This window comes from Clostridia bacterium, from assembly GCA_028698525.1.
GTDB lineage: Bacteria > Bacillota > Clostridia > JAQVDB01 > JAQVDB01 > JAQVDB01.
In genome coordinates, this window is sequence record JAQVDB010000027.1 from 1 (window position 1) to 20,842 (window position 20,842).

21 protein-coding genes are annotated in these 20,842 nt (G+C 34.6%); 3 read left to right on the top strand and 18 right to left on the bottom strand.

Features of this window, described 5'->3' with window-relative positions:
* The first annotated feature begins 117 nt into the window (after nucleotides 1–117).
* Nucleotides 118–606, top strand: a complete 489-nt coding sequence (locus PHP06_05395; GenBank protein MDD3839992.1) for a flavin reductase family protein — start codon at nucleotides 118–120, stop codon at nucleotides 604–606.
* A gap of 15 nt (nucleotides 607–621) precedes the next feature.
* Here PHP06_05395 and PHP06_05400 read toward each other — a convergent pair whose 3' ends face one another.
* The 5 genes from PHP06_05400 to PHP06_05420 form a co-directional block, all read right to left on the bottom strand.
* Nucleotides 622–1,089: a phosphatidylglycerophosphatase A gene (locus PHP06_05400; GenBank protein ID MDD3839993.1), complete on the bottom strand. Its 468-nt coding sequence runs from the start codon at nucleotides 1,087–1,089 to the stop codon at nucleotides 622–624.
* 56 nt (nucleotides 1,090–1,145) lie between these two features.
* Nucleotides 1,146–1,796 carry a 50S ribosomal protein L25 gene (locus PHP06_05405; GenBank protein ID MDD3839994.1) on the bottom strand — a complete coding sequence of 217 codons (651 nt, stop codon included), beginning with the start codon at nucleotides 1,794–1,796 and terminating at the stop codon, nucleotides 1,146–1,148.
* A gap of 91 nt (nucleotides 1,797–1,887) precedes the next feature.
* Nucleotides 1,888–3,051: a tRNA 4-thiouridine(8) synthase ThiI gene (thiI, locus tag PHP06_05410; protein MDD3839995.1), complete on the bottom strand. Its 1,164-nt coding sequence runs from the start codon at nucleotides 3,049–3,051 to the stop codon at nucleotides 1,888–1,890.
* A gap of 3 nt (nucleotides 3,052–3,054) precedes the next feature.
* Nucleotides 3,055–4,215 (bottom strand): cysteine desulfurase family protein, encoded by a 1,161-nt coding sequence (locus PHP06_05415; GenBank protein ID MDD3839996.1) that lies wholly within the window; start codon nucleotides 4,213–4,215, stop codon nucleotides 3,055–3,057.
* 135 nt (nucleotides 4,216–4,350) lie between these two features.
* Nucleotides 4,351–4,884, bottom strand: coding sequence for a hypothetical protein (locus PHP06_05420; GenBank protein MDD3839997.1), 534 nt, complete (start codon nucleotides 4,882–4,884; stop codon nucleotides 4,351–4,353).
* Nucleotides 4,885–5,152: 268 nt separating this feature from the next.
* Here PHP06_05420 and PHP06_05425 point away from each other — a divergent pair, with 268 nt between their 5' ends.
* A complete protein-coding gene (locus PHP06_05425; protein MDD3839998.1) occupies nucleotides 5,153–6,601 on the top strand; it encodes a hypothetical protein in 1,449 nt (482 codons plus the stop codon).
* 25 nt (nucleotides 6,602–6,626) lie between these two features.
* Here PHP06_05425 and PHP06_05430 read toward each other — a convergent pair whose 3' ends face one another.
* The 12 genes from PHP06_05430 to PHP06_05485 form a co-directional block, all read right to left on the bottom strand.
* Nucleotides 6,627–7,304 carry a metallophosphoesterase gene (locus PHP06_05430; protein MDD3839999.1) on the bottom strand — a complete coding sequence of 226 codons (678 nt, stop codon included), beginning with the start codon at nucleotides 7,302–7,304 and terminating at the stop codon, nucleotides 6,627–6,629.
* A gap of 21 nt (nucleotides 7,305–7,325) precedes the next feature.
* On the bottom strand, nucleotides 7,326–8,831 hold the full coding sequence (thrC, locus tag PHP06_05435; protein MDD3840000.1) for a threonine synthase: 1,506 nt from the start codon (nucleotides 8,829–8,831) through the stop codon (nucleotides 7,326–7,328).
* Nucleotides 8,832–8,941: 110 nt separating this feature from the next.
* Nucleotides 8,942–9,814: a hypothetical protein gene (locus tag PHP06_05440; GenBank protein ID MDD3840001.1), complete on the bottom strand. Its 873-nt coding sequence runs from the start codon at nucleotides 9,812–9,814 to the stop codon at nucleotides 8,942–8,944.
* Between the two features lie 46 nt (nucleotides 9,815–9,860).
* A complete protein-coding gene (locus PHP06_05445; protein ID MDD3840002.1) occupies nucleotides 9,861–10,541 on the bottom strand; it encodes a hypothetical protein in 681 nt (226 codons plus the stop codon).
* Nucleotides 10,542–10,555: 14 nt separating this feature from the next.
* Nucleotides 10,556–11,038: a hypothetical protein gene (locus tag PHP06_05450; protein MDD3840003.1), complete on the bottom strand. Its 483-nt coding sequence runs from the start codon at nucleotides 11,036–11,038 to the stop codon at nucleotides 10,556–10,558.
* A gap of 95 nt (nucleotides 11,039–11,133) precedes the next feature.
* Nucleotides 11,134–12,294, bottom strand: coding sequence for an iron-containing alcohol dehydrogenase (locus PHP06_05455; protein ID MDD3840004.1), 1,161 nt, complete (start codon nucleotides 12,292–12,294; stop codon nucleotides 11,134–11,136).
* 104 nt (nucleotides 12,295–12,398) lie between these two features.
* Complete coding sequence (gene fsa / locus PHP06_05460) at nucleotides 12,399–13,055, bottom strand: fructose-6-phosphate aldolase (protein MDD3840005.1); 657 nt, start codon at nucleotides 13,053–13,055, stop codon at nucleotides 12,399–12,401.
* A gap of 66 nt (nucleotides 13,056–13,121) precedes the next feature.
* Complete coding sequence (locus tag PHP06_05465; GenBank protein MDD3840006.1) at nucleotides 13,122–13,880, bottom strand: DeoR/GlpR family DNA-binding transcription regulator; 759 nt, start codon at nucleotides 13,878–13,880, stop codon at nucleotides 13,122–13,124.
* 92 nt (nucleotides 13,881–13,972) lie between these two features.
* Entirely contained in the window at nucleotides 13,973–15,232 is a 1,260-nt protein-coding gene (locus tag PHP06_05470; GenBank protein ID MDD3840007.1) for a dihydrolipoamide acetyltransferase family protein, read from the bottom strand.
* A 10-nt stretch (nucleotides 15,233–15,242) separates the two neighbouring features.
* Complete coding sequence (locus tag PHP06_05475; protein MDD3840008.1) at nucleotides 15,243–16,220, bottom strand: alpha-ketoacid dehydrogenase subunit beta; 978 nt, start codon at nucleotides 16,218–16,220, stop codon at nucleotides 15,243–15,245.
* Nucleotides 16,221–16,243: 23 nt separating this feature from the next.
* Nucleotides 16,244–17,161: a thiamine pyrophosphate-dependent dehydrogenase E1 component subunit alpha gene (locus PHP06_05480; GenBank protein ID MDD3840009.1), complete on the bottom strand. Its 918-nt coding sequence runs from the start codon at nucleotides 17,159–17,161 to the stop codon at nucleotides 16,244–16,246.
* A 129-nt stretch (nucleotides 17,162–17,290) separates the two neighbouring features.
* Nucleotides 17,291–18,493 (bottom strand): mannitol dehydrogenase, encoded by a 1,203-nt coding sequence (locus PHP06_05485; protein MDD3840010.1) that lies wholly within the window; start codon nucleotides 18,491–18,493, stop codon nucleotides 17,291–17,293.
* 281 nt (nucleotides 18,494–18,774) lie between these two features.
* Between PHP06_05485 and lpdA the strand changes: the two genes are divergently transcribed.
* Complete coding sequence (gene lpdA, locus PHP06_05490) at nucleotides 18,775–20,157, top strand: dihydrolipoyl dehydrogenase (GenBank protein ID MDD3840011.1); 1,383 nt, start codon at nucleotides 18,775–18,777, stop codon at nucleotides 20,155–20,157.
* Nucleotides 20,158–20,190: 33 nt separating this feature from the next.
* On the opposite strand, the gene PHP06_05495 is transcribed toward lpdA, so the two are convergent.
* Nucleotides 20,191–20,619 carry an Hsp20/alpha crystallin family protein gene (locus PHP06_05495; protein ID MDD3840012.1) on the bottom strand — a complete coding sequence of 143 codons (429 nt, stop codon included), beginning with the start codon at nucleotides 20,617–20,619 and terminating at the stop codon, nucleotides 20,191–20,193.
* Between the last annotated feature and the right edge of the window lie 223 nt (nucleotides 20,620–20,842).

Consider the following 20,842-nt stretch of genomic DNA (forward strand, 5'->3'; position numbering starts at 1 on the left):
ATATATATATAGTATTTTAATTTATATTTTTTTATTATACAATAGTGGTAATATGGAATATGGATTTAACAATATATGATAATATCTAAATCTACTTAACTGGGAGGATTTTTTAAAATGAACGAAAAACAAATCATAAGAAAGGCTCTTAGGAAAATACCCTGCCCCGTTACTTTGATAGGAGCAAAAAAAGAAGGAACACATAATATCACTACAATCTCTTGGCTAACAAGAATATCCCATGATCCTTTTTGGGTATGTATAAATGTTTCTCCAAAAAGACATATACATGACTTCATAATAGATACGGAAGAATTTGCAATAACAATTCTAGCGCAAAACCAGGGAAAAATAGCCATGTACTGTGGAACCCGTTCAGGTAAAGATGTGGATAAGATAAAAGAATTGGGAATAGAAACCTTTGAACCACAAAAAATCAAGGTTCCTCTTATAAAAGGCGCAGTAGCAAACATAGAATGCAAACTTATAAAATACCTGCCTGCTGCCGACCATACAATTTTTATAGGCCAAGCAATTGCAGCTACATATGAAAAAGATAAATTTCCGCTAGTTCTTTATAGCGGAATTATAAAAGCAAAAGAATAAAATATTCTATTACCCTTATAGTTTTTCTCCTTTATGGGCTATCCTTGCACTTGCGGCAGCTGCTATTCCCGCAACAATATCATCTAAAAAAGTATTTACCTGACCTTTAGAATGCCTATTCAAGTATTCTAATATGCCGGGTTTTTCTTTGTCTAAATATCCATAGTTTGTAAATCCTATTGAACCGTATACATTTGTAATGCTCAACGCTAATATCTCATCAATACCATACAGAGGCTCATCGCTTTTTATAATGCTTAACAATGGTTCTTCTAACATATCTTTCTCTGCCAACTTATCTAATTGAACACCAGTTATCACAGCATTCTGTATCTCCCTCTTTGCTAAAACTTTTAAGACACTTTGGGTACACTCAACTATAGTTATATCCTTATACTTAGATTGAAGTAAAAATACCAGCTGGGCAATATCTTCTACCTCAACACCACGATCTTTTAGCATTGCTACCACTTTATCATACATATCACAATTCACCCCTGTAAAAAATTATTCCCGGCAAAAAAGCCGGGTCTTATTTTTTATTGGTCGGTATTTTCAACATCATCAGTAGCATCAGCATCTTCTTCCGTTTCTTCTGTATCTACTACGTCTTCTTCTGTTTCTTCGACTTCTTCCTCTTCAGGTTCTGTAACAATTGCAATAACTTCTTCAGGGTCTGTGAGCACAGTCACACCTTCAGGAATAGTCAAATCTCCAACTTTGAAATTATCTCCGATATCTAAATCTGAAATGTCAGCTTCTATAGACTCTAGCATATCTGTTGGCAGACTCTCGATGGTTATTTCATCCGTCTGATATACAACCAATCCTCCGGATTTTTCAGCAGCCTCCCTACCAATAAGTCTTATAGGAACTATAGATTCTATCATTTGATCCATAGATATTTTCTGAAAATCTATATGTAGATAATCATTCTTCAATAAATCAAACTGAACTTCTTTTATTATAGTCTGGTGAACCTGACTATCATCTATATTTAAATCGATTACAGCTGCCTTTCCATGTTTAGAATAAATATCCCTGAAATCAGAACGCTTTACACTTATTCCTGTTGGCTCAATATCTTTGCCATAAACCACCGCAGGAATATACCCCTCATTTCTAACCTTGCTTAATACACTTTTCACACCAGTTTTTCTGGTTTTAGCGTCTATCTTTAATTTTTCCATATATATAACCTCCCTGAGAAACATCGGTTCCTTTATCTCTTTGTTTTTTAAATACTAAATAATTATAGCATAAATAAAAAATGTTAGCAAATCATGTAATATCGATAGTTTCGACATTTTTTACAGCATCTGTCACCATTTTATCCACATCCAACACCTGTTCAGATTTCTCGATTTTATCCAGTCTAGGCTTTGTGACTGGGTTTTTGGGGACAAAGACTGTACAACAATCTTGATATGGTAATATAGAGGTTTCATATGTTCCTATTTGTTCAGCTCTATCCATTATTTCAATTTTATCAAATCCGATCAGCGGTCTTAAAACTGGTAATTTTACCACACTGTTTGTAGTGTTGAGGCTTTCAATAGTTTGGCTGGCTACCTGGCCGAGGCTCTCTCCTGTAATAAGGGCTAATGCATTATTTTTTATCGCCAACTGTTCAGCAATACGCATCATAAACCTTCTCATTAAAATGGTGATCTGATTATCTGGACATTTTTCATATAACTCTTTTTGTATATCGGTAAAATGTACTATATGCAGCTTTATAGGTCCTGTATACTTTGAAAGAATGTGTGCAAGTTCTATCACTTTTTGTTTTGCTTTATCGCCAGTAAACGGAAAACTATGATAATATACTGCCTCAAGTGATACCCCACGTTTGGCGATCATCCATCCTGCAACAGGACTATCTATACCCCCCGATAGCAACAGCATAGCCTTGCCATTTGCTCCTACAGGCATACCTCCAATCCCTTTAATTATGTCGGTATATATGTACACTCTGTCTCTTATCTCTACAAACAATGTTAAATCCGGATTCTTCACATCAACTTTTATATGATCTATATTTTGTAAGATATATGCTCCTAATTCTCTGCTTATTTCAGGGGATTTGAGCGGAAATTTCTTGTCTGCCCTTTTTGTTTCCACCTTAAAGGTCTTTATATCATTGTTCAAACGCTGGTTGCATAAATTTAAAGCCTCTTTCTTGATTACTTCAAAATCCTTATCTATTTCAAAGGCCGGACTTATAGATATAATTCCAAAAACTTCTGTCAATCGGTTTATGGCATCATCCAATTCCTTTTCTCCCTCAACAATAATACGTCCCTGACCTTTAGTTAGCTTAAAATCCCCAACCTCATCCAGCACCTGTTTTATTCTATTTACTAATGTCCTTTCAAAAAAAGGTCTGTTTCTCCCTTTAAGATATATCTCCCCATATCGTATTAATATTACCTTCTTTTTCATCATCTACCTCCTGCTGTATCTTACTAACTGTTTATATACTTGTGCAACCCTATGGATTGCATAATCTATCTGCTCTTTATCATTGAAATGACCTAGACTAAACCTTACAGCACCCTCTATGGTTTCTTTGTCCTTCCCTGTGGCAAATAACACATGGCTTATACTGGATTTGTTAGAAGAACATGCCGAACCGGTAGAAACAAAAATTCCATATTGTTCTAATGCATGAAGCATTATTTCACCTTGTATACCTGGAAAAGACATATTGGCAATATGTGGAACTGCCTCGTCCGGCTCCGGCCCGTTTAATACTGCCGATGGTATCAATTTATTTATACCGTTTATCAATTCTTTCTTTAAGATCCTCATCTTATTTGTTTGAGCTTCAAAATCACTGAATATAATCTCTACAGCCTTTCCCAACCCTACAATACCAGGTATATTTTCTGTACCTGACCTTATCCCGTACTCCTGACCTCCGCCATAAAATACGCTATTTATTGCATTACCATCTTTTATGTATAAACAGCCGATACCTTTAGGGCCATGTATTTTATGTCCACTGATGGATAATAAATCTATATGCTCTTTAACAGGATTGATATCTAGTTTTCCAAATGCCTGCACTGCATCTACATGGAATAATGTTTCATCATTGTGGTTTTTTACTATATCGCCGATTTCGGCTATTGGTTGAATGCTCCCAATCTCATTATTTGCATACATGATACTTATCAATATAGTATTATCCGTCAAACTTCCCTGCAATTGGCGTAAGTCTATAATACCTCTTGAATCAACATCAAGATAAATTACTTCATAGCCTCTATATTCAAGATTCCTAAATATATTTAAAACTGACGGATGCTCAATCTTTGTTGTTATAACCCTATTCCCTATTTTTCTATTCTTATTTACCGCACCGAATATCGCCGTGTTATTTGATTCAGTACCACCTGAAGTAAAAATAACTTCTTTTGCCTGTACACCTAATGCTTGAGCTATAATATTCCTAGACCACCTCAACGCTTTTTCCGCCTGAATACCTTTTCTATGGAGCGAAGAAGGATTCCCGTATTTTTCAGTCAAATATTCAAACATTATATCGGCAACTTGTCTGAATGGCTTAGTCGTTGAGCTATTATCCAAATAGACTTGTTTCAAATCTTGTCACACCACCTATTGCTTGATTTGCATAATATTATTTATTTTATAAGTATTATACACAAAACACAACTTTTATATTATTTATAATAAATTAAGGCTCCCTAACAGAGAACCTTAATTTATAAATCCTGTTTATACAATCACTTTGCTAGGAATATAAATCTTTATCATATCCACCAATTTATTGCTAGGCTCAAAAATTAATAATTTTTTACCGGTCTCATCATTAAAAGTTGCATAAAATAGCTTATCAGCCTGTTTGTTTCTATGAAATCTAAAAGTTTTAGAAATGTTCCTATCATTCAACACGCCTTTAAAACTATTATTAGTTATCGGAGAAAGCACCTCAAAATCTTCCACATTTATAGTCAACAATTCTTTCCTTTTGCTATTCATTATCACTTTAGCGAAATCCAGTTCACCATTAGTAAATGTATATTCATACTCTACAGTGAGACTGTTTCTTAACAAATATGCTCCATAGGAAATAGCTGCAAACAAAACAGTAAAAATCAACATAGGTATGCTAAATGCCCTAAATAAAGTAAATAAAAAATTTAGAGCCAAAAAACCAAATATAATCATCAATGCATAACTTAAGCCATATAGTATACTGTCTATAGCTGTCTTTTCCTTAATGACTACCTCTTCATGAAATTTGTCCAATATATTGTTCCTCCCCAGTATTATGAATTTGTAACAGAGTTACATTATTTTATAATTTCTTGTGTTAATTTTATTGTAACATTTTTAGTTGACTAATTAAAGTGAAACCTCTATTAATGAAGGCCGCTATTTGTACCACAATCATTATAAAAATTGTTTTTTATAAGAAGGATTTTCCACTTTTGTTTAGAAATAATATATAGATAGAATATGATAATTTCAAAAGTATTTTTACTTTAAAAATAGATCAGTTGAACGAGGTGTTAAAATGCAGTGCCCTAGATGTAAGGCTATCAATAAAGGTTACCATAAATATTGTTTTAATTGTGGATTAAAGCTTATAAAAGGAGAACCTGAACTCGATAATTATGAAGAAAAGCAAAAATTAGAATATTTATTAAATCAGGTTGAATCTGCCGATGATGAATTATCCAGTGATATATATTCCGATGCTATAGATAACGCTCTCCCGCTGAGCAGAAAAGAAAGAAGGCGCAAAAATAAAAAGTCATATAATAAACCAAAAATAACGCAAATAGTGCTAGCTTCAATAGGTATTTGTATAACTTTAGTATTGATATCATATCTTCTCAAAAACATTTATTTAAAGCCTGAACCTATATGGTTTGACTATAGTGTAGAACCAACTGATAACAATACCCATACAATAACTATACAAACCAATCAAGGTAATTCTATTTTGATAAATAATAAAACTTATACAGCTCATGATGGAGTAGTTGAATTAGAGTTAGATGACAGACAATTTATAGATCAAAATGAAACAGAAACAGAAAAAATAAAAGTAGATATACCCTTGATCATCAGTAAAAAAGGTGTGAAAGACAAAAACTTAAATATAAGCTATGTTATAGATATAAAGTTAACAGCCCTTAAAATTTTAATGCCTAAAGACAAGGATGTCTATACTCCAGATGATCACATAAGAGTGGTTCTAGCTACACAGCCAAATGCAAAACTTGAAATAAACCAACGGGATTATTCCGACTTGATAGATGAAGAGGGGCATTTTGAGACCAGCATACCGATAACAGAAAAGCACAACCAACTGGTAGTCACCGCTTCTGCACCTGGACTTTTAGAAAACACCAAAACACTCACTGTGAACAAACAAAAAACCGACGTAAAACTGTCCTTTGATAGCGATATACCCTATAAAGTCAGCAATAATACTGTAACAATCTCTGGGACAACTGACAAAGATGCGGAAATAACCACAACCAGCAAAATTCATGGAAGTATTTCATTGAACAGAAACACAGGACAGTTTAAGCTGGATATATTATTAGAAAATATAGGGGAAAACATAATTGAAATTACTGCTCGAAAGGGAGATAATTTAACTACTACTAGACAAATAAATATAGAAAGAGAAATATCTGAAGATGAATATACTAGAAAAGCACTAGCAATAAAATATGGGCAGCTGGCAGCACAAGCACCTTCTTTTAAAGATAAAATCGTGCTATATAAAGGAAGGGTATCTGAGATAATCAATCATCAGGATAATAAACTTATATTCATATTAGATGTGGGATATGACCAAGGTAAAAACCAACCAATCTACATAGAGTACGATAAAAAACCCGATTTCAAGCCTGGCGATATAATAAGGGTATTTGGAAATGTGGATGGTTATCATGATCAAGAGCAAAAATTGCCCAAAATAATTGCCAAATATATTTATAATTTTTAGCAATAAAACCTTTCAGGTTTTATTGCTAAAAGATCTCTCTTAATTTGAAATCAAGATAATCACAAGAGACAAGATAATAAGCTATTCCATCAAAAACTCCCTCGACTGGCCTTTTGGCATTATGCAAATGTCCATAAACAACAGCTTTTACATCATAATCTTTAATTATTTTATGAAAATCTGTAAGACCTCCAGCATCAGTAAAAGGAGGATAATGGACAAGCACTATTATATCAGTGCCTGCTGGGGCACTCTTTAAAGATAATTCTAGCCTTAATAATTCTCTTTTGTAAATCTTCTCATCATCTGTCTCGTAAAACGAATTGCCAGGATTTATCCAGCCTCTTGCGCCACAAAAAGAATAATTACCATAGGTTGTACTGTTATTTTGAATAAAAAAAACTTTATTCAATCCCAACCTATTAATTTTTTTTAACGACTTCCACCAAAAATCATGGTTGCCTCTACAAAAAACCTTGTTGCCTGGCAATATAGATATCTTATATAAGTCATAATAAGCATCGATTATTTCCATAGCCCAGGAAATATCGCCAGGAATAAGTATTATATCATCTTCCTCTACCTTGCTTTTCCAATCCTCTTTTATCTTATCCCAATGGTTATTCCATTGTTGTCCGAACTTATCCATAGGCTTATCAACCATAGTATCAAGGTGTAAATCACTTATTCCATATATCTTCATTATTATCACCTTTTATCATATTCAAACTGACAATATGTCCTTCACCGTTTGTTTGAAATTATTCTTATTGCATGATGCATCATGCAATATCTCCTTTTCATCCAAATCCCTCAATCCTTCTGGAATAGGCACTCCTGTCTTTTTAGATAAAATATTGATCATTTCATATTCACTAGATACTTTAGCACAACCATCCTCGTATATCGCTTTTAACACATCGTCAGCAAACTTAAAAGGACTTGCAGTAGAAGCTATCACTGTTTTAGTGTTATCTTTAGTTTGGGCAATATATTTTTTCAGAACATTTACAGCTACTGCAGTATGAGTATCCATCAAATAATTAAACTCTTTATAAACATCTTTAATAGTATCCAATGTCTCCTGATCACTTGCGTAATCAGCCCAAAAAATTCGCTGAATTTTAGAGAGCATCCCTTTGTCTACTTTATACCTATTATTTGATGATAAATCCCCCATCCAACTTCTGATAATATAATAATCATGACCAGATAACTCAAAAAGCAGTCTCTCCAAATTACTAGAAATTAATATATCCATAGATGGAGATACAGTCTTATAGAATGGCCTATTGCAATCATACACCCCTGTATTAATAAAGTCAGTTAATATATTATTGGTATTGGATGCACATATCAACCTGTTTATAGGGAGTCCCATCTTTTTTGCATAAAATGCTGCAAGTATGTTACCGAAATTTCCTGTAGGTACTACTATGTTCAGCTTCTCCCCCATCGATATCTCTTTTGCCTTGACCAATGAAAAATAAGCGTATATATAGTACACCACTTGAGGAAGCAATCTACCCCAATTTATAGAATTAGCTGAAGATAATTTATAATTTTTCTTTTTTAATTCGGATGAAAAATCTTGGTCTACAAACATCTTTTTTACAGCAGTCTGTGCATCATCAAAGTTTCCACTTATAGCAACCACATGTGTATTTTCTCCAGCTTGTGTAATCATCTGCAATCTTTGTACTTCACTTACACCTTCTTGAGGATAAAAAACTATAATCTTTGTGCCTTTAACATCTTTAAAGCCCTCAAGTGCAGCTTTACCGGTATCCCCTGAAGTCGCAACCAGTATAACTATTTCCTTATCCTCGCCTGTCTTTTTCAATGCCGTTGTCATAAAGTGAGGTAATATCTGAAGGGCTATATCCTTAAAAGCAGCTGTAGGCCCATGCCACAATTCTAACACATAAGAACTATCCCCCAGTTTAACCAATGGAGTAATATAGGATGTGTCAAACTTATCTTTACTATATGCTTCATTTATACACTTTTCTATATCATATTCATCAAAATCTGATAAAAACATACTAAAAACAACCTGAGCAATACCCTTATAATCTAAACTTTGAAATCGCTTAATGATGTCAGGGTTGTTCAGAAATATAGGTATTTGCTCTGGACAAAATAACCCTCCATCCGGAGAAATACCCATTTTTATTACTTCAGATGCCTGCTTTACTTCCACTTTACCTCTTGAACTTATATAATTCATTCGGATTTCCTCCATTTGCTATTTCATGCCGATAGACTCAATTAACTGTTGTCTCTTAAATAATAGATAATATACACACTGCACACCATATTATATATTTTTTCCCTGTATTACTCAAGTTTTTTTCCCCGGTATTCTATCAGTAATCCCGTTCCAACAAAGAAAATTATTAGAGATGCAAACACATAATAATTTCTATATGAAGCGATAAAAGAAAAGAAAAATAAAACAAAAGATAAATAGATAAATTTCAAACCATTATTCTTATAGATACTGTTTATCTTTGGATAACCGGATTTTAAAAGCATGTGTTTTTTTACATCCTCATAGCCAGGCAACTTATTTTGCTCACACGCCATCTGCATTATATGACTGCCATCAAATACCTTGATTTTTTCATATCCAGCTCTTTTGTTTTTAATAATTTTATCGGTAAAAAGATATCCAGCTTTATATCCCTCTATATTTACTATATTTTCAAAGCTTTTCACAGCCCGTGAAAAGCTTATGTTGTCATGTTCTAAAAGCTGCATAAATCTTATCAATACACTTTTTTTGCCTTCTAATCCAGTATAATCAACTGTATACAAAGATAATTCCTTATGGAAACTGATGTTGTCTACGCTTTTATATTCTTTTGCCATGTCCAATATAAACTCTGAAAAAGAATGTATATCTTTTTGAGATAGCATATGAAAGAAACATGACTTCTCATATTCATTATATTTTGTTTCTATTATATCATGTTCTTTTTTCTCCCTGATTTTCTTCAATAAAATGCAAAAGATAATAAACACAGATATAGCGATAAAATATCCCATATATATATCATCCGTTATGCTTGTAGTTAAAAGAAAAGTTAATAAAGATAAAATAACACCGGCAAAGATCCGATCTATCAATCCGCCTACAAAAGACCTTTTATTGTCCGAAAGCAATACATGTTTGATTTTTCTATCATTACTTTTTCTATCTAAAAACATAAAATCACCCCATTAACTATTATGGGATGAAATATATGGAAATATACTAATTCTTATCTTTGACTTTCCTTTTATACAAAATAAGTGCTATCAAAATCATGATTATTAATGTAACTATAATGATAATATTGTTAAAATTATATAACCTATATTGAACAAAAATCCTTGCTCTACCTAAATTATCGAAGTTCCAACTTAGAGTATTATGCTGGATAGAATCTGCATTGCTTTTGAATGGTTTTATTGGAGTGGTTAAATTTAAACTAAAATTTACATATTCATTTATACCGGTATTCAATAGATCGATTAGTTCTGGGTCATCCACCCCATCTTTGGGCATCAAATCTAAAGATTGATCTATGGTAATAGTATTTAAGATTAAACCCCGGTCTATTTTAAAAGGGAGCTCATCAGTTGAATAAGTGGTATCCTCTGTTGAAATATCAGTTAAAAACAGCTCTCTATAATCTTTTGTTATATCCGATATCTGTTTAGATATATATATTACATCTTTTTCTGTCCGGTATTCAAAATCGTTTGCATTTGCTATCTTTTTTATCATATTTCCTAATAATTGATTATATTTCGGAAATGATTCAACGTCTATTATATACACTATATTAGATGACATATCTTGGTCTATTTTTAAATCCACTACAATGTCTACACATCCTACAAGGAATATCATAATAAAAACAAAAATAAAGACCAAAAGTTTTTTAAACACTTTTTACCTCCATATCAATCCAAATAAGTCAATGTGTCACTTCCATCCTCTATCATCACATTGAAGTGTTCACCACCATCTATCAACTCTACCATCCAATTGTCTGATCTTTTATATATATTCAATATGCGGGCATCTTTATGCTTATATAAAATCAAGTTTTCAACCTCATTAACGGAGAAGGGTGAATCATATTTTAAAATACAATCTACATTTTCAATTTGAATATATCTATCAGTGGATATACACAGCTCATATAAAAATTTGCCCTTTGCATTCTCTAACACTATGTACGCAGTCCACCTATCTCCTGAAGAATCTTGCTTACATTCTAAATTTTTGATTTGAACAGTATCCGGGTATTTTTTTGTTATAAAATCTATTATTTCATTTTCAGAGAATTCCTCCTTTTCTGCTTGTCTACTATCTCCAGCTGGCAATATCAAATAACATATAATTATTGCCAAAACGACAATGATCAAATTTTTTTTCTTCATCGTCTGATCCCTCTCGCCTATATATTGGTTCCTCTATATATATAGAGCATTTTAAGATAAAAAAAGTTCCATAAAATTATGGAACTTTTTTTATCTTACATTATTTTTTCAAATAATGAAGCTATTTGTTCTTCATTTAATTTGACAGGATTCCCGCTCATGCTAGAGCCACTAGCTGATTTCATTACCTGATCGACTTCTATATTATCTGTATCAACACCAAACTCTCTAATACTTGTAGGCATATCCATTTCCTGCATCAGTTGAGTTATGTGCTCTATTCCCGCTTTGGCATTGCTTAATTCATCAGCATATTTTTTGCCTGTAAGCGCAACTCCAATATCTGAGTACTTCTTCACATCACCTGCTAAGTTTACCTGCATCACATGTGGCAACAATATCGCACACGCTAGCCCATGGTTTATTCCGTAACATGCTCCTAAAGCTGCGGCTATACCGTGGACAGCTCCTAATCCAGAGTTAGCTAGGCAAATCCCGCTAGTCAAACTTGCAAATGCCATACGTGTTCTCGCTTCCAAGCATTCACCATCTATATACGCTTTTTTAAGCCACTTACCGGCATCTTTAAGTGCATATATTGCAAGGGCGTCTGTATAAGGCTTGGATTTTGCAGATACATAGGATTCGATCAATTGAGTCAAAGCATCCATCCCAGACCATGCTGTTACTTTTCCAGGTAGGGTAATGGTAAGTTCAGGATCCACTATTGCTACATCCGGTATCATCTTTTCACTTCTTATGCTCCGTTTAAACTTATGTTTTCTAGATACTATTACAGAATTTTTGGTGGCTTCAGTGCCCGTTCCAGATGTGGTTGGAATAGCGATAAATGGAACTGTATCTTTTGTTATCTGTTTACCTTTGCCTACACCCTCAAGATAATCTAATAAACTACCTCCGTTTGTTATCAACGCAGATATGGCTTTACCGGTATCAATAACACTCCCGCCACCAACTGATATCACAGCATCACAACCGCTTTCAATGGCAATCTTCATCCCCTTGTCAACTGTATCTATTCCAGGCTCCCCAGCTACTCCATGGTAATTAGTATATGCCTTTCCCGACCTTTCAATCCGATTTTGAATATCATCGAGAATTCCAGATTTTTGGGCTGACTTTCCTCCACTTACAATCAAATATTTGTTGCCTAGTTGCTCTACTATCATTCCTAATTGTTCGATTTTACCGCACCCAAATATTATTTTACTTGCAGTACAAAATTCAAAATTCATTTTTACTCACCCCATTCTCAATACTATATTTCTACATTCTACACAAAAATCCTTTCCTCCAATATAAATTTATAAAAAAAAGACCTTAAATAAAGGTCCTTTTTTTATTCTATAGTCTTATCCGGGACACTCTCCCAATCCTTCAAAAACCCTTCGATGCCCTTGTCTGTCAAGGGATGCTTGGTCATCTGGTCTATTACCTTGAAAGGAATAGTAGCGATATCTGCTCCAGCTTTTGCCACGTCTATTATATGTAACGGACTTCTGGTACTAGCTACTATTATCTCTGTTTTTATACCATAATTTTTAAATATCTGGGAAATCGTCTTTATCAAATCCATGCCTACTGTTCCAATATCGTCAATTCTTCCCACAAAAGGACTTACATAGGCAGCACCGGCTTTTGCAGCCAACAATGCTTGAGCAGCTGAAAAAACAAGGGTAACATTGGTCTTTATCCCTTTTTTACTCAATCTATTTACAGCTTTCAGTCCTTCTTTAGTCATAGGTATCTTAACAACTATGTTTGGGGCCCATTTTGCAAGCTTTTCACCTTCAGACACCATTCCATCAGCATCAAGGCTTATCACTTCAGCATTAACTGGTCCATCCACCATGTTTGCTATCTCGGTAATCAGTTCTTTAAATCCTCTTCCTTCCCTCGACACGATGGTTGGATTTGTAGTAACACCATCTAATACACCTAGCTCTTGAGCGGCTTTTATCTGCTCAATGTTTGCAGTATCAATAAATATTTTCATATTATTCTCCTTTCTCAATTACATTGTGCTTATCTATTATATATTTAATTTATAAAAGATGCAATTTTAGTAAACAGCAACATCCATGTTTTCAACTTCTTTTTTGATATCTTTAGGAAGTGATCGATCAGTTATCAATATGTCAATATCTTCAAGATTTGCAAATGTAAAAGGCATATTTTTATTCAATTTCGTAGTATCCATCAACATAATTACCTTTTTAGCCCTTTTTATTACTTCTATTTTTAGTTGGCATTCATAAATATTAGCATTAGTAAAACCACTGTCTATTGAAAACCCTGATGTACCCATAAAAGCGATATCTATATTTACATTGTTTAAAAGACTTAACGCATTAGGACCTGATAAAGATAGGGTGTTGCGATTAAGCATTCCACCTAAAATCATCACAGTCAAATTGCTTTTTTTTATGGCTTCTAATCCGATATTTGCTGCACTGGTAATTATAGAAAGATTTTTATCTGGGAGTTTTTGGGCTAAATACATTAATGTGGTGCCTGCGTCTAAAAATAAAGACCTTCCCTCTTCTATGAATCCTACAGCTTTTTGCGCAATCTCATTTTTCTGCTCAATATTTTCATAAATCCTTTTGCTATAATTATCCTCTTCGTTGATAAATACATTTTTGGATAAAATCGCGCCTCCATAGGTTCTTATCAAGTACCCTTCTTTCTCTAAAGATATCAAGTCTCTACGGAGCGTCATAGTGGATACATCGGGGAATTCCTTTTTAAGCTGCTGTAATTGTACCTCTCCCTCGCTTAACAATATTGACTTTATATGTTCCATTCTTTTCTTCTTCAAAAAATCACTTCCTACAATTTCTTTATTATATGCAGGAAGGTAGATTAAAAGCAACCTACCTCCCGTAAAATTCTATGCATATATAATTTTTGTTATATCATCATAAATGGATTTTCCAACAATGTCTTTAGGTACTTCAAGAAATTAGCAGCTGTAGCACCGTCAATGACCCTATGATCGCTGGAAAGCGTAACTTTCATAAGTGATTTCACAACAGGCTGTCCGTCTACCGGAACAAACTTGTCTGCTATGCCACCAACTGCGAGAATAGCACTTTCAGGCTGATTGATTATTGCAGTAAACTGATCTATTCCAAACATACCTAAGTTGGATACCGTAAATGTACCACCTTTATAATCTTCAGGCATCAACTTGTTATTTTTAGCTTTGTCTACCAGCTCCTTGCTTTGATCAGCTATCTCAGCAAGACTTAGCTTGTCAGCATTTCTGATTACAGGTACTATCAATCCGGTTTCAAGGGCAACTGCTACTCCTACATTAATATCTTTATGCAGCACTACCTGATCATCAGCCATAGAGCTATTCATGTAAGGATATTTTTTGAGTGCAAGAGTACAAGCCTTTATCACTATGTCATTGAATGATACTTTAGTACCTTGATCAGCCAAGGATTGATTGATCTTTGCACGTATTTCCTTTACTTGAGTCATATCTATTTCCATAGTTGCATAGAAATGAGGCGCTGTGTAAATGCTTTCAGCCATTCTCCTGGCTATGATCTTCCTCATATTATCCATCTCTATTACTTCATCTTCTGGTGCTACAGGTACTTCTACCTTGTCAGCAACTTGTTTTTGAGCCGGTGCAGCTGCTGGAGCAGCTTTTTGATAGTCTATTACATCCTGCTCAACTATTCGTCCATTGGGCCCACTTCCAGCTATATTCGAATAATCTATTCCATGCTCTTGTGCGTACTTTCTAGCCCTGGGAGATATAAATATTCTCTCACCATCTTTTCTAGCAACTGTTTTAACTGGTTGTTTCGGTTGTTCTACAGGTACTGTCTCCTTTTCTACTACTTCTTCTTTCGCTTCTTCTTTTACTTCCTGCTCGACCTCTTCTTTTACTTCCTCTTCTTCGGGTATTTCATCGCCTTCTTCACCTAAATAAGCGATGACTGCACCTATTGGAAGCTCCTCGCCTGGTTCTGCTACTATCTTTAAAAGTGTACCTTCTACATTTGATTCAAACTCAATTGCAACTTTGTCAGTCTGGATTTCACATATTGGATCACCTTTTGTTATGAAATCCCCTTCTTTTTTTATCCATTTATTTATAACGCCTGAATCCATCGTCTCGCCCAACATGGGCATCTTTAATTTCTCAACCATTTTAAACCTCCTATTTAACAACCAAATTTCTAGCAGCTTCTACAATATCCTCTACCCCTGGTATAGCTAATTTTTCTAGGAAGTCGTTTCGTGGAATAACAACATCTTTTCCAGCTACTCTAACAATAGGAGCATCAAGGTAATCAAATACGTTTTCATTGATTTGTGCGCATACTTCTCCGCCTACACCGCCTGTTTTTGGTCCTTCTTCAGCAATTATTACTCTGCCTGTCTTCTTGACGGATTTTGCAATGGTATCTATATCCAAAGGATTCAATGTTCTAGTATCAACTACTTCTACTGATATACCCTCTTTCTCCAATTCTTCAGCAGCTTCAAGAGCATAAAGGACCATTCTTGAATGTGCTACTATCGTTACATCTTTTCCTTCTCTCTTAACATCAGCTAATCCGATTGGAACTATATATTCTCCTTCAGGTATCATTCCCTTTGTTCCATAAAGCATCTTATGCTCTATAAACATTATAGGGTTGTCTTCCCTTATAGCCGCTTTTAACAGCCCTTTTGCATCATAAGGTGTGGAAGGCATTACTACTTTTAATCCAGGTACTCCACAGAACATAGCTTCAAGACTCTGTGAGTGCTGTGCTGCAAGGCCTCTACCTGAACCACCTTCAGTTCTCAATACCATGGGTACCTTAGCCTTTCCACCAAACATATATCTTATCTTTGCAGCCTGATTTATCAATTGGTCAGATGCTATTGTTGTAAAATCAATATACATTATCTCTGCAATAGGTCTCATTCCAGTTATAGCAGCACCAACAGCTGCACCAGTGATAGCCTGTTCACTTATTGCAGTGTCTCTTACTCTTTCTTCTCCATAATCCTCTAACAAGCCTCTTGTTACACCATAGGCTCCACCATATATAGCAACGTCTTCACCCAAAATAAATACTGATGGGTCTCTATCCATTTCTTCTCTCAACGCTTCGTTCAAAGCTTGCCAATATGTTACCTCACGCATTTTTTCACCTTCTTTTAAATTTTTTAAGCAAATAAATCTTCATATAAAGCTTCAGGTTTAGGATCAGGGCTTGCCTTAGCAAACTCCTCTGATTTGTTTATGTCGTCTAACGCTTCTTGATCTATTTTCTTAGCTTCTTCTTCTGTTATTACTCCGTTTTCAATCAATCTCTTTTCAAAAGTTTCTATTGCATCTCTGCTCTTCCATTCTGCTTCTTCTTCTTTCGTCCTGTATGCTCTGGGGTCACTCCTTGAATGTCCGAAATATCTATAAGTTTTAAGCTCTACAAATGTAGGGCCGTCTCCCTTTCTCGCTGTTTTTGCAGCTTTCTCTACCGCTTCTTTAACTGCAAGCACATCCATTCCATCAGCTATAATGGCAGGCATATCATATGCTTTAGCCCTTACAGATAAATCTTTTACAGATGTAGCTCTTTCCACTGAAACTGACATTCCATATAAGTTGTTTTCACAAACAAATACTACTGGCAGTTTCCAAGCAGCAGCCATATTCATAGCTTCATGAGCTATTCCTGTATTAGCTGCACCGTCTCCAAAGAAACACAATACTACTTTATCTTGCTTTTGCATCTTTGATGATAGAGCAGCACCACATGCTATTCCAAAACTTCCACCTACTATACCATTTGCTCCTAGGTTTCCAGTAGATAAGTCAGCAAGGTGCAAACTTCCACCCTTACCTTTACAGCATCCTGTCGCCTTTCCACAGATTTCAGCCATAAGCTCGTTAAGATCTCCATCTTTTGCTACAGCATGTCCATGGCCCCTGTGTGTACTTGTAATATAATCATCTGGTCTAATTGCAGCCATAGCTCCTACTGCACATGCCTCTTCACCTGCGTACAGGTGAGATCCGCCTTTAATATAACCTTCTTGTAGTAATTCCATAACCTTTTCTTCAAAATAGCGGATATGGCGCATTTGTTTCAGCCAAAATACCAAGTCTTCTTTCTTTTCCTTGGCTACTAATTTATCCTTTGCCAATATTCTCACTCCTTATATTAGTAATTTGAGAAATATATAATATAATGCTTTAATTATATTATCACCTTAATTTAAATAGTTTAATACTTTTTCAGGCTTAATGCCGTCATTTAAAAGTTGGTAAATACTGATAACCATTTTGCCTAAATCGCTTTGTTCATCGATCCCGCTTATAATCTGAACAGCGGCCTCAATTCCTTGTTTTTTTACAGCACTCCTTACTTCAAGTGCAGTGGGATCCGTTTTTGCATCAAACATAAAACCTGCTGCTATACCTAATGCTAAATTATATGGAACTATTCCATGATTAAAAGCAAATTTTGCAGCTCCTACAAGTCTATCATTATTTGATAACTTTCTTTTAGGATCTCCTCCCACTCTTAAGATAGTATCACCAAGTGCTCTATTTCCAAACCTAAATATTAAGTCATCTATATACTCATTTAAACTATCTAATGAAACACCATGTTCTTTAGACAGTGCTTTGGCTGATTCTAGCAATGCATTCTTGCATATCTTTTTCAGGGACTCATCTTGTATTGTCTCCCATATAAAAGTATATCCTTTTTGCCAGCCTAGATATGACAAAATTGCATGTCCTGCATTATGCACAAATAATTTCCTCTGTATGTAAAATTCGAAAGGGCTATATGGTATAAGGCCTTTTATCTGTGGTATCTCTCCTACAAATCCATCTCTATCTACTGGTAATTCTGCATAAGGTTCCACCCATAATATGAGGGCATCCCCTTCCCTCATATCTTCAGTCATAACAGGTACCATCCTGCCTATGGACGCCTCTACTATCCCAAATGTCTTTTTCCTTTTTTGGTTTTCTTCTTTTGTAAGCTGTGTTTCAATCATACCCTCTAAAAATCTATTAGCATCCAACATATTTTCACAGATAATAAGGTTCAGCGGCTGGTAATTGCCGTTTTCCCATCTTTTTCTCAATCCCATAACTAATGGTTTGACTATTTTAGGTAGGACATTTACCCCAACAGCGGTTGCAACAAGGTCTGCATCAGATATTTCAGCAGCAACAATTTCAAAATCAGTTCCATCTACCGCTCTGACATTTTTTATAATAATCTCCTCAGTATAATCATTAGTAACTACCTTTATAGGGTAACTGTTCCGTTTGTTCAGTTCATTCACTATAGTTTGGGCTACATCGCTGAATACAATTTCATATCCCGATTGATAGAACAATTGTCCCATAAAACCCCTGCCTATGTTACCGGCACCAAACTGAACCACCTTTTTCATATTTATCCCCTTTACATTTTTTACTCGAAATAATTATATCATACCGGTAAATAAATAACAATAGAAACGTTACAATTTAACATAGTTTTTTGAACATATGTTACTTGTTATCATCATAAACATTACATGATTGATGTTATATTTTTTCATTTTATCATCGATTTTATGTTAATTTTGTCACATTCTTATTGACAATATACCTCTCTAATCATACAATTAATAAAGATAGTAAAAGATAGTATTGGTACATTCAAACGATTTTATAAATGGAGGAGATATATATGGATTATAAAGTTGCGGTTCTTGGCGCAGGCCCTGGTGGATACGTAGCAGCTATACGCGCAGCACAATTGGGAGCAAAAGTATGCCTGATAGAAAAAGAAAATGTAGGCGGAACTTGTCTCAATTGGGGATGTATCCCAACAAAATCACTTCTTGCATCTGCTGAAATATACTCTAAATTCGAAGAAGCAAATCAACACGGTATAACCATCGACAATATTAATGTAGATCTTTCTAAAATGGTTCAGAGAAAAGACGGAGTTGTTAAGCAATTAGTCAATGGGGTTAAATTTTTAGTTAAGAAAAATAAAATTGACTTGATAAAAGGACATGCTAAATTCTTAAGCAGCAAGGAAATAAAGGTAGATACTGAAAAAGAAACAAAATATATTTCTGCTGACAACGTTATTATAGCTACCGGTACATCGCCTGCACTTCCTAAATTTTTCGGGTACGACGGTAAAACAGTTTGCTCCAGCAACGAAGGACTTAACTGGAACCAAGTTCCTAAAAAACTAGTAGTAATAGGCGGTGGAGTAATAGGATGTGAATTCGCAAATCTTTATAACACTTTAGGTACCGAGGTTACAATTGTAGAGCTTTTGCCTAGCATACTGGCTAACCTTGATGAAGAACTTGCAAATGCTACTTTGAAGAACTTCAAGAAAAAAGGTATTAAGGTATATACCGATGTATCTGCCAAATCAATAAATAAAAAAGCCGAAGGAGCAGATGTAGTACTCTCCAACGGGGAAACTATAAGCTGTGACAAGGTATTGATATCAATAGGTAGAAAAACTAATATAGACGACATTAATTTAGAATATCTAGGCCTTAAATTAGATGATAAAGGCAGAAAGATATTAGTTGATGAACATATGCGCACAAACGTTGAAGGCGTATATGCTATTGGAGATGTATGCAGCACACTATATGATCTAGCCCATGTAGCATCAAGGGAAGGAATAGTTGCTGTTGAAAATATAATGGGGAAAGATTCTACAATGGATTATCATGCAATACCTAGCTGTGTCTATACCCATCCTGAATTAGCATCTGTAGGCATGACTGAAAAAGAAGCTAAAGAAAAAGGATATAAAGTTAAATTAGGTAGATTTAACTTTGTAGGAAACGGGAAAGCCCTTTCTATGGGTGAACCCAATGGCTTCATAAAATTAGTTGTAGATGCTGAATCCGATATTCTATTGGGTGCTCAGATGTTTGGGGCTCATACCACAGATTTGATCGCAGAAGTAGGCGTAGTAATCCAAAATAAAGGGAAATGCAGCGAAATCGTTTCTACAATACACGCTCACCCCACTATAGCTGAAACAGTATATGAAGCCGCTGAGGATGTTTATGGCTTGGCAATACATGCATAAAAAAATAACTGGATATAATATCCAGTTATTTTTTTATTCGATTTCTATCTTGTATTGGTCTGCTACCTCTTGTTTTTCTTTAGGCAGATTTATCATGAGAATTCCATTCTTGTACTTTGCCTTTACCTTATCTTGTTTGATGTTATCAAATGCAAATGACCTGATGACACTTCCACTTCTTCTTTCTCTTCTGATGTAATTTTTATCTTCTTCTTTCACCTCTTGATCCTTAACTGCCTTTATGGTTAAAACATTGTCCTTAACTCTGATTTCAATATCATCTTTTTTAAAACCAGGCAATTCTGCTTCTACAACATATTCTTTGTCAGTCTCTTTTAAATCTGCCCTAAAAGTTTTGGATGTGACAGGAAAATCAAGCTCTTCCCTAAAAAATGTATCAAACCAATCATCAAACATACTCCTCAATTCATTTTTCCTTCTAAAAGGAACCATATCAAACATTACCAACCACCTCCAAATAATTTTCTCTGATTATATGTTAACACGAAGGTCAAGGTAAGTCAAAGTCAAACATTCTTGATTGCATAATTTTTTAGGCCTATTCTTGCTTTTAAAAGCAACTTTATCCAAGTTTCTTTGCTTTTCGTAAAAATTGTAGCAAAATCTATTAAGAATAGCGATCAACAGGTATCAGGCTCGCAGTATAACATTAGGCTAATTAAAA

Bases quoted from the DNA above. Each gene is read 5' to 3' on its own strand.
- PHP06_05395 (MDD3839992.1), top strand. From the start codon at position 118: ATGAACGAAAAACAAATCATAAGAAAGGCTCTTAGGAAAATACCCTGC.
- PHP06_05400 (MDD3839993.1), bottom strand. From the start codon at position 1,089: ATGTATGATAAAGTGGTAGCAATGCTAAAAGATCGTGGTGTTGAGGTA.
- PHP06_05405 (MDD3839994.1), bottom strand. From the start codon at position 1,796: ATGGAAAAATTAAAGATAGACGCTAAAACCAGAAAAACTGGTGTGAAA.
- thiI (MDD3839995.1), bottom strand. From the start codon at position 3,051: ATGAAAAAGAAGGTAATATTAATACGATATGGGGAGATATATCTTAAA.
- PHP06_05425 (MDD3839998.1), top strand. From the start codon at position 5,153: ATGCAGTGCCCTAGATGTAAGGCTATCAATAAAGGTTACCATAAATAT.
- PHP06_05430 (MDD3839999.1), bottom strand. From the start codon at position 7,304: ATGAAGATATATGGAATAAGTGATTTACACCTTGATACTATGGTTGAT.
- thrC (MDD3840000.1), bottom strand. From the start codon at position 8,831: ATGAATTATATAAGTTCAAGAGGTAAAGTGGAAGTAAAGCAGGCATCT.
- PHP06_05440 (MDD3840001.1), bottom strand. From the start codon at position 9,814: ATGTTTTTAGATAGAAAAAGTAATGATAGAAAAATCAAACATGTATTG.
- PHP06_05450 (MDD3840003.1), bottom strand. From the start codon at position 11,038: ATGAAGAAAAAAAATTTGATCATTGTCGTTTTGGCAATAATTATATGT.
- PHP06_05455 (MDD3840004.1), bottom strand. From the start codon at position 12,294: ATGAATTTTGAATTTTGTACTGCAAGTAAAATAATATTTGGGTGCGGT.
- fsa (MDD3840005.1), bottom strand. From the start codon at position 13,055: ATGAAAATATTTATTGATACTGCAAACATTGAGCAGATAAAAGCCGCT.
- PHP06_05470 (MDD3840007.1), bottom strand. From the start codon at position 15,232: ATGGTTGAGAAATTAAAGATGCCCATGTTGGGCGAGACGATGGATTCA.
- PHP06_05475 (MDD3840008.1), bottom strand. From the start codon at position 16,220: ATGCGTGAGGTAACATATTGGCAAGCTTTGAACGAAGCGTTGAGAGAA.
- PHP06_05480 (MDD3840009.1), bottom strand. From the start codon at position 17,161: ATGCGCCATATCCGCTATTTTGAAGAAAAGGTTATGGAATTACTACAA.
- PHP06_05485 (MDD3840010.1), bottom strand. From the start codon at position 18,493: ATGAAAAAGGTGGTTCAGTTTGGTGCCGGTAACATAGGCAGGGGTTTT.
- lpdA (MDD3840011.1), top strand. From the start codon at position 18,775: ATGGATTATAAAGTTGCGGTTCTTGGCGCAGGCCCTGGTGGATACGTA.
- PHP06_05495 (MDD3840012.1), bottom strand. From the start codon at position 20,619: ATGTTTGATATGGTTCCTTTTAGAAGGAAAAATGAATTGAGGAGTATG.